The organism is Thermococcus sp. (genome assembly GCF_027063845.1).
Classification (GTDB): domain Archaea; phylum Methanobacteriota_B; class Thermococci; order Thermococcales; family Thermococcaceae; genus Thermococcus.
In genome coordinates, this window is the sequence record NZ_JAMOQU010000124.1 from 1 (window position 1) to 7580 (window position 7580).

Genomic DNA, 7580 nt, shown 5'->3' on the forward strand with positions numbered 1-7580 from the left:
TCCTCGACGAACCTTCCACCTGCCTGGAGCGAGACAATCTCTGTCGTTATCGGCTCGTACTTAATCCTGCCGTGCTCCTCGTAGGGAACGCCCGGACGAATCTCTATCTCGTCGCCAACCTTGAGCTTGCCCTGAACTATCGAACCGCCGATGACACCGCCGATGAGCTTCTCCGGCGGAGTTCCGGGCTTGTTTACGTCGAAGCTCCTCAGGACGAGCATCTTGGGTGGCTTGTTCGGGTCGCGCTTCGGCGTTGGAATGAACTTCTCTATTGCCGCGAGGAGAACGTCAACGTTCGCGCCGTGAAGTGCCGAAATCGGGATTATCGGGGCGTTTTCCGCCACGGTTCCAGCTACGAACTCCTTAATCTCCTGGTAGCGCTTCATAACAGTCTCTCTATCAACGAGCTCAATCTTGTTGAGCGCTATAACGATGTTCCTGTTGCCGACTATCTGCAAAGCCATCAGGTGCTCCCTTGTCTGGGGCATGACTCCCTCGTTGGCAGCGACGACGAGAACGGCACCGTCCATGAGCGAGGCGCCAGCGAGCATCGTCGTCATCAGCGCCTCGTGACCCGGTGCGTCTATGAAGGAAACGCGCCTTTCAAACTCGGTCTCGGCGCCACAGTACGGGCAGACCGGGGAAGTGGAGTAACGCCCGCACTTCGGGCACTTCCTTATCTCCGCGTCCGCGAAGCCTATCTTTATCGTGATTCCTCTCCTGAGCTCCTCGCTGTGCGTGTCGGTCCATATTCCGGTTAGAGCCTTGGTGAGCGTCGTCTTACCGTGGTCAACGTGACCTACCATTCCTATGTTAACCTCGGCCTGCCTAAACTTCTTGGCCATCTTCTCTCACCCCTAAGGGGTAGAAGAAGTGGCGCTTATTAAGGTTTCTTCATCGTTCTCCCCTGCGGTTTTGGTTGATTGCGTCTCGGTTGTCCTTTTGGTGGGAATCCTGAGTAAACAAGCAACTGACTCAGGGAGCATCGTGCTCCGTAGCAACTTTTCTCTGTAGGAGATTCGCCTTTTCATCATCGCTAAGGGGATAGCCTGCCTCTGTAAGGAGCTTGGCCGCTATCAGTGCAAATATCAACCCCAGCAGTCCTAAGATTGCAAGGTTGCCATCTGACCAGCGTCCAAAAAGAGAGGCCGTTATCGGTATAACGCCTATCATGTAGCGGGAAACCAAGAGGTTGTCAGCCACTCCCTCGGCTTTCTCTTTGGGGTAAACCTTTGATAACGTTTTCCACTCCTCTCGGTAGATGTGAAGGATTATTGGGGTCATCGCGATTAGCCAGAGTATGCCAAACTTTACACCCAACTCCACCTCATACTTCCCGAAAATAACGACCAAAATCTCAGCCCCAACTAGGCGCGTGAGGAAATTATACACAAACTTTTTCCAGTTGTTAGCAAACATGGGAATCCCTCTATAATTTGTGTAAGGGTAGAGAAAAAATAAAAATTTACTTGTTGTTGCTGTTTGAATAGGATGTGGGGCATATACCTTTGAAGCAGCCAGGGCCACTTGGAGGATCGGTTCTCTCGAAATACGCGTCGTACGAAAGTACTGCGTCTCCAGTAGTTGACTTCTCCCAGCCTTTAACCGAAGAATGCCCACTGATAATATCGCCGATAGCCCAAGACACTATCCCCGACAATATTTTAGTCCCAGTTGTTCCCAAGAGGGCAATATTCTCCGGGAAAACTATGGAAACACCAACGCTTCCCAGTGCATTAAGGGCACTTGCACGGCTATACGTGTGAATATAATACATTGCAGTGGTCACTTGCAACCCTTGATACTCGGGTTTTGGCCTAACGCCAACGTATATATAGCCACTTGAGATATCATCATCGACTTTTATCGTTATCTTCATGAACCTAAACCAGTATCCATCTATCTTTTTTGGTGACCATGTTATTAAACCCATCGAATCCAAAGACCATCCAGAGGAGGGAGACACTTCAACAACTGGTTGTTCCATATAAAAGATGTCTTCCCAGTGCCCATTGTGATTTTTGATGTCCTGTTCTATTTCCTCTATACTATCAATGCCTGATTTTATGTGACCGTTGTTGTCAACATACACTTGCCAGGGAATTGTTATTACAATGTAGTCATTGGGTCCGTCTATAAGTTTCTCAGTGTGATCCCATTCCCAGTGATATGCTAGGTATATCCTTCCCTTATATACATAAGACAGATATGGCTCAAAGCTGAGGTGCAATTCACTTTTATCTCCAAAAATCATCGGTTGAACTGGGTTCTTTATTGGGCTTTCTGTTGTTGGTATTGCAGCCGCGCTTCCTGCCGTCACTCCAATCATCAGCAGTCCCAACAGGACTGCGAACAGCGACTTCCACCGCATAAGGTCACCTCCGTAAAGTTGTCTGCAATGTCAACTATGCAATCTTCCCTTATAATTCTTTCCTTTTACTATTAGTAAGATTTCTTCATTTTTTTCGAGTATGAATTTATTCTAACATAAGTTTTCCTCGCAGAACTGTTCGAAAGAAGCCCGAGTAAAAGAGTTGCATGGCCATGCAATCGGAGAATTTAAACGGCTATAGAAATGGGAGTAAAAGGAGTTCAGAGAACTATCTTAAGGTTGACCTGGACGATGTTCGGACTTATGGTGTTGCCGTGGACGGTCTTCTTTCTCCTCTCACCCTTCTCCCTGGGCCTGAATCCGGGCCCCTTGGAAAGGAGTATCCTAACCCTCCTCGGGCCGTGGACGTCCGGCCTCATGGGGAAGCCGTCCTTGTCGGTTCCACCGGTTATCTTAAGCTTGGCATCCTCAGGAATGCTCTCGTCGCCGAATATCTCCCTGAGGTTGAGACCAAGCTCCTTGGCCGAGACCTCGTCCCCGATGCGCTTTCCAACGAGTATTTCTGCCTCTCCACCGGTTATCTCAACCTGCTTCGCTATACCGGTCTTCGGGTTCGATATAACGAGCTTGAAAGTGGCCATTCCTCCCACCTCCATTCATCAGCGGGATTCATTGGGCAGAGCCCTTTCCCGAGCGGTCTTGAACGGAGCGTTTAAAAACCTTACCGTAAACACCGTGAAGCTTAAATATCATGGAGAAAACTCAATGGCAGGTGATAGCATGGCGAAGGAAAAGACCACACTTCCGCCGACCGGAGCGGGACTGATGAGGTTCTTCGACGAGGACACAAAGGCAATAAAGGTCAGCCCGAAGGGCGTCATAGCGATGACCCTTATACTGGTTGCGATAGAGTTCCTGTTGCACGCTTTCGGGTCGAGCATCTTTGGCTAAAGGAAGCTCGTTTTCTTCAACCCCCTCGCGTTTAATTCCTCGTCTATTATACCTCTGACAACTTCTTCGAGCTGTCTCTGGATTAGGGCTTCAACGTCGGCTTTAATCTTGTCTATGTCTCCCCTGAGACCCTCGAGGAGCCTTATGTACTCCCTCGCCATCTCGAGCTGGCCCTCCTGCCTCACCAGCTGTTCCTTGAGGTGCTCGAAGTCGTCCTTCATAACCTGGAACTTTCTCAGCTCGCGCTGTAGCTCGTCGAGCTCCCTTTTGAGGCGGTAGTTTTCCTCTTTGAGCTGTTCTATGAGCTTTTCCTTGGCCTCAAGCTCGGCCATCAGGTTGTTGTACTCCTCCGCTATCTGGTGGAGCCTCTCTATCTCCCTGAGCGGGGGAACCTTTCCATCGCCGAGGATTATAACGTCCGGCCCAACGTTCACGATGTCGTTGGGGGTTATCTTGAGCTTTTTCTCGCTCGTGAATATGCTCTGGCCCTTTCCAAGGTTCTCTACTTCTTTCATCTTGAGGATGAAGTAGAACTGGTCGCCCTCAACCTCGACGTTTATATCGGTGACGTAGCCGAGTATCTTGCCATCTATAAGGGAAATCACGAACTTATTTATCAGCTGGTTGGCCCGCGCTTCCTCAGACATATTCACCACCGTTGGATTTTGTCTCCTGGCATACTTAACCTTTCCGCCAAACCTTTTAAAGGCCCGAAAGAACTTCAGCCCGGGGGGAGAGATGATAATATTCGCCGGGCGCTCCAACGTTGGTAAGAGCACCCTCATATTCAGGCTCACCGGGAAGAAAGTTAGGCGAGGAAAGAGGCCCGGCGTGACGAGGAAGCCTGTCGAAATCGAGTGGCGCGGGAAGAAAATCGTTGATTTGCCGGGTTTCGGTTTCATGAGCGGGCTTCCAAGGCACGTCCAGGAGAGGATAAAGGACGAGATAGTGCATTTCATCGAGGACAACGCCGATAAAATAGAGCTCGCCGTGCTCGTCGTTGACGGCAAGGCCTCGCCTGAGATTATAGAGCGCTGGGAGAAGAGGGGCGAGATTCCTATTGATGTTGAGTTTTACCAGTTCCTCAGGGAGCTGGAAATACCGACGATAGTCGCCGTCAACAAGGTTGACAAGGTCAAGAACGTCGAGCAGGTCGTTCACTTCCTCGCCGAGAAGTTCGGCGTCCCCTACTCCGAGATTCCCGAGACCTTCGTTCCAATCTCGGCCAAGTTCGGGAAGAACCTCGACGAGCTCAGAAGGTTAATGGAAAAGAAAACCCGCTCATAGAATCTCCAGAACGAGGTGGGTGTTGGTCTCCTTCACTCCGTCGAGGGAAGCTATCTCCTCGAGGATTTCGTCGAGCTTGGTCTTGTCGGCCTCGATTATTAAATCAACGTCGCCGGTGACGCGGTAGATTTTCTTTATCTTGAGCCTCCTTATCGCCTCGTAGACCTGCCTCCTCTTGGTCGGCTCTATCTTGACGAAGACGAAGACGTCGCCCTTCTTCTCGCCGAGCAGTTCAAGGGCCTTGTCCGTCAAATCGATAAACCCCCTGCCGGTCCTTATGTAGCCGAGCTCCTTGAGGACCTTGAGGTGGTTGCTTAAAGCTTGTCTCGTTATTCCGAGCTCCTTCGCAAGCTCGTCCTGGGTCTTCTCGACGGTGTGGACCTCTATGGTCTTTCCATCCTCGTAGAGCTTCCTCAAAAGCTTAACCTGTCTCGGGGTGAGGGTGTTTCTCTCAACCATGAGCCTTCACCTTACCGTTTTTCCAATTTGAGCGCGATAAATGTCAAACCTAACTTTTCATTTTCTCGCTGGGAGAGATACATCTTATAAGTTTTTCTAAGTTTCCCGGACTCAAGGTTTTTAACTCCCGGCGGAAACCTTAGACCATGAACAAGGCCATCTACACCCGCGACGTTCCACCGGACAGGCTTGAACTCCTCGCCGAGCTCTCGTCCCGTGATGCGGTTAAGGTCATGGTCATTGGCGGAGTAGACAGTGGAAAGAGCACCCTTGTGACATTTTTAGTCAACGAGCTCCTCAGCCTTGGAAGGAGCGTTGCGGTGGTTGACTCAGACGTCGGCCAGAAGGGTATCCTCCCGCCTGCAACGGTCAGCCTTGCCCTTCCGGATGAGAACTTCTCCAGCCTTTCGGAGCTTGAGGGAGTTGCCCACTACTTCATAGGCACTGTTTCACCGGGTCAGTTCACGGGCGAGATGGCCGTTGGGGTTAAGAGGCTCGTTGAGCTCGCCGAGAGGAGCGCTGAAATCGTTCTGATAGACACGACCGGCTTCGTGACTGGGCCCGGCTTTGAGATGAAGCGCCTCAAGGCGGAGCTCGTGAGGCCAGACTTAATAGTCCTCCTCGAGCGGAACGGCGAGCTGGAATCCCTGGCGAGGGCTTTGAGTCCCTACGGAGAGATAATCAGACTGACCGTCAGCGAGAACGCAAGAACCGTCACGAGGGACGAGAGGAGAGAGATAAGGTTTGAGAAGTGGAAGGCCTACTTCTCCAGTGCCAGACTCGCCGAGTTCAGCCTTTCTGAGGTCACATTAACGGGAACTTCGCTCTTCAACGGCCGTCCCCTTAATGAGAGGGAGAAGACCCTCCTCTCGCGGGCCTTCAGGTGGCTCGTTTTAGCGGGCTGGGAAAACGAGGGGCGCTACACTGTCGTCAAGGCCGACGAGGAAAGCTTCCCAAGGGGCTACCGCTCGATTCACGCGGTTGACTTCGAAAGGCTTAGCAACCTGCTCGTTGGTCTCCTCGACGGGGACGGCCTCTGCCTCGGCCTTGGAATCCTAAAGTGGGTGAACTTCAGCGCCGAAACGCTTCAACTGCTCACCCCGCTCGACGAGGAGACACTTGGAGAAGTTAGGGAACTCCGCTTCGGCAGAATGCGTGTCCTCGAAACGGGTGAGGAACTCGGTCTCCTGAGGAGAGACGAACTTTGAACCCATAAGGTTTTAAAGGCCAACCATAACGGTTGGACGGTGGTAGTTTGGAGGTGAGGGCTTTCATCGAAATAACGAGGCCGCACAACTGCGTCCTGGCGGGGATAGTTGGCCTGCTCGGTTCGATAGTGGCAGTGGGCCACTTCCCAGAGCCTGTAAAGGCGTTGCTCGTCTTCTTAGTGGTCACCCTCGGTTGCTCCGCCGGCAACACGATAAACGACTACTTCGACTACGAGATAGACAGGATAAACCGCCCCGAGAGGCCCCTGCCGAGGGGTGCGATGAGCAGGAAAACGGCCTTCTGGTACGCGATGGCGCTCTTCGCCATCGGCCTAACCCTCGCCTCCCTGATAAACGTCTACGCCTTCCTGCTGGCGGTTGTAGCTTACGTCACGATGTTCCTCTACGCCTGGAAGCTCAAGCCACTTCCCTTCGTCGGCAACCTTGCCGTTGCGGGTTTGACGGGCGCCACACCTCTTTACGGCGCGATAGCAATGGGAAAGATAGGCCTCGCAGGTTACCTTGCCCTGTGTGCGTTCCTCGTTAACGTGGCAAGGGAGGTAATAAAGGACATAGAGGATGTGGAAGGCGACCTCGCCAAGGGCGCGAGAACCCTCCCGATAGTCATTGGGAAGAGGAAATCCGCCTACGTGGGGGCGTTCTTCGCGGTTCTGACAGTCATCGCATCCTTCCTGCCGATTAAGGCCGGCGTCGGTCTCAGCTACCTTGCGATGGTTCCCGTTGATGCCATAATCCTCTACTCGGCCTTCCTAATCCTCCGCTCGCAGGACAGGGAAACCGCTCACCGCTCGCAAAAACTGCTCAAAATAAGCATATTCCTTGCCGTTATGGCCTTTATGATAGCTTCACTCGTGAGGTGATTGATATGGAGTTTAAGGACGAGATAATTAAAGAGCTTGAAAACGATGAGCTCTGGACTGTTTTAACGTTTAAGACCCCATACGGTCCGTCTAAAACGTTAAACGAGCTCGCCAGGGTCGTTGAGGAAGCCGGCTGGAAGGTGACCTTCAAGGCCAACTGGTGGACTGCCGACATACCCTACGGCCTTATAAGGCTCGACCTCCAGAAGGACGGGAGGGAGAAGATTCTCCTCGGCAAGTGGATACTCGGAAAGGACTGCGAGCTGATTAGGGTTGAGAGCCTCGACCTCGAGCGTGGGAAGGAGGAGTTCTTCCGCATGGTGGACAGCATAACGTCAACGCTGATACACGACCCTGTGATAAGGACGATGCGCGAGCAGTACTGACGATGGGTTTTTATCTTTGCAACCCTTTATCCCTTTTGGGTGGTCCTGTGGGAATTGACCCGGATTTAGTTCTCCG

11 protein-coding genes are annotated in these 7580 nt (G+C 52.0%); 5 read left to right on the forward strand and 6 right to left on the reverse strand.

The genetic code is table 11. The features are described from left to right. The 4 genes from MVO87_RS10210 to MVO87_RS10225 all read right to left on the reverse strand — a co-directional run. On the reverse strand, nucleotides 1-845 hold an 845-nt coding region (locus tag MVO87_RS10210; RefSeq protein WP_297553065.1), incomplete at its 3' end, for a translation initiation factor IF-2 subunit gamma. Between the two features lie 130 nt (nucleotides 846-975). After that, nucleotides 976-1353 (reverse strand): translation initiation factor 2, encoded by a 378-nt coding sequence (locus MVO87_RS10215; protein ID WP_297553067.1) that lies wholly within the window; start codon nucleotides 1351-1353, stop codon nucleotides 976-978. Between the two features lie 112 nt (nucleotides 1354-1465). Further along, on the reverse strand, nucleotides 1466-2329 hold the full coding sequence (locus MVO87_RS10220) for a hypothetical protein (protein WP_297512946.1): 864 nt from the start codon (nucleotides 2327-2329) through the stop codon (nucleotides 1466-1468). Between the two features lie 263 nt (nucleotides 2330-2592). After that, a complete protein-coding gene (locus MVO87_RS10225; RefSeq protein ID WP_297512948.1) occupies nucleotides 2593-2973 on the reverse strand; it encodes a 30S ribosomal protein S6e in 381 nt (126 codons plus the stop codon). Nucleotides 2974-3112: 139 nt separating this feature from the next. On the opposite strand from MVO87_RS10225, the gene MVO87_RS10230 reads away from it, so the two are divergent. Then, complete coding sequence (locus MVO87_RS10230; RefSeq protein WP_297512950.1) at nucleotides 3113-3283, forward strand: preprotein translocase subunit Sec61beta; 171 nt, start codon at nucleotides 3113-3115, stop codon at nucleotides 3281-3283. On the opposite strand, the gene MVO87_RS10235 is transcribed toward MVO87_RS10230, so the two are convergent. Beyond that, complete coding sequence (locus MVO87_RS10235; RefSeq protein ID WP_297512952.1) at nucleotides 3280-3930, reverse strand: hypothetical protein; 651 nt, start codon at nucleotides 3928-3930, stop codon at nucleotides 3280-3282. The two genes, MVO87_RS10230 and MVO87_RS10235, sit on opposite strands and share 4 nt — an antisense overlap. Before the next feature lie 91 nt (nucleotides 3931-4021). On the opposite strand from MVO87_RS10235, the gene engB reads away from it, so the two are divergent. Continuing rightward, nucleotides 4022-4570, forward strand: coding sequence for a GTP-binding protein EngB (engB, locus tag MVO87_RS10240; RefSeq protein ID WP_297512953.1), 549 nt, complete (start codon nucleotides 4022-4024; stop codon nucleotides 4568-4570). Here the strand turns inward: engB and MVO87_RS10245 are convergent. Continuing rightward, on the reverse strand, nucleotides 4565-5029 hold the full coding sequence (locus MVO87_RS10245; protein WP_099209714.1) for an Lrp/AsnC family transcriptional regulator: 465 nt from the start codon (nucleotides 5027-5029) through the stop codon (nucleotides 4565-4567). The genes engB and MVO87_RS10245 overlap by 6 nt on opposite strands. 146 nt (nucleotides 5030-5175) lie before the next feature. Between MVO87_RS10245 and MVO87_RS10250 the strand changes: the two genes are divergently transcribed. The 3 genes from MVO87_RS10250 to MVO87_RS10260 are packed head-to-tail and all read left to right on the forward strand — an operon-like array spanning nucleotide 5176 to nucleotide 7504. Continuing rightward, nucleotides 5176-6237, forward strand: a complete 1062-nt coding sequence (locus MVO87_RS10250) for a Clp1/GlmU family protein (RefSeq protein ID WP_297512957.1) — start codon at nucleotides 5176-5178, stop codon at nucleotides 6235-6237. Nucleotides 6238-6284: 47 nt separating this feature from the next. Beyond that, nucleotides 6285-7118 carry a geranylgeranylglycerol-phosphate geranylgeranyltransferase gene (locus MVO87_RS10255; protein ID WP_297553069.1) on the forward strand — a complete coding sequence of 278 codons (834 nt, stop codon included), beginning with the start codon at nucleotides 6285-6287 and terminating at the stop codon, nucleotides 7116-7118. Nucleotides 7119-7123: 5 nt separating this feature from the next. Next, complete coding sequence (locus MVO87_RS10260) at nucleotides 7124-7504, forward strand: ribonucleoside-triphosphate reductase (protein WP_297516304.1); 381 nt, start codon at nucleotides 7124-7126, stop codon at nucleotides 7502-7504. Nucleotides 7505-7580: the final 76 nt, after the last annotated feature.